The organism is Pseudoalteromonas sp. MTN2-4, from assembly GCF_042848605.1.
In the GTDB taxonomy this organism is placed as follows: Bacteria; Pseudomonadota; Gammaproteobacteria; order Enterobacterales; family Alteromonadaceae; genus Pseudoalteromonas.
This window is the reverse complement of sequence record NZ_BTGK01000051.1, coordinates 1-704: the sequence shown is the minus strand read 5'-3', so window position 1 is coordinate 704 and position 704 is coordinate 1. Positions and strand designations below refer to the sequence as shown.

General features: G+C 40.8%; 1 protein-coding gene. It reads left to right on the top strand.

What is annotated here, in order from left to right:
• On the top strand, positions 1 to 704 hold a 704-nt coding region (locus tag ACGHEH_RS21670), incomplete at both ends, for an insulinase family protein (protein ID WP_390449850.1).

The following is a 704-nucleotide window of genomic DNA, read 5'->3' as shown; positions in this document are numbered from 1 at the left end:
ATTGAAGTCATTTTGGTGTCTGACCCTTCAACTGAGAAATCTGCAGCGGCATTAAACGTCGGTGTCGGTCTTTTACAAGATCCAATGACACAACAAGGTATGGCGCACTACCTTGAGCATTTACTTTTCTTAGGCACAGACAGGTACCCTGAAGCGAACCAGTACAAAGAATTCTTAACCGAAAATGGCGGTGTTTCTAACGCATCGACTTGGTTAACTTACACAAACTATATGTTCAAAGTGAACAATGACGCTTATGACGAAGCACTTGATCGCTTCTCTGATTTTTTTAAGTCACCAAAGCTTTATCCTGAATACACAGAAAAAGAAATCAATGCCGTTAACGCTGAGTGGTCAATGCGTCGTGAGATGGACTTTTATGGTCAATTCAAATTATCACGCGATATGATGGGTGAGCACCCAGCGAACCGCTTCTTAATCGGTAACCTAGAAACATTAGGCGATAAAGAAAACAGCAACCTTCACAAAGAAACCGTTGAGTTTTACAACAAATACTACTCTGCGAACATCATGAAAGTGGCGCTGATAAGCAATGCTTCACTAGATGAAATGGAAAAGTTAGCGAAGAAACACTTTTCACCGATTAAGGACAAAGGCATCGAGAAGCCGCAGGTTAAGCAAGAAATTAACTTTGCAGAGTTAGGCGGTAAGAAAATTTACTACAAGCCTAACCAAGACTTAAA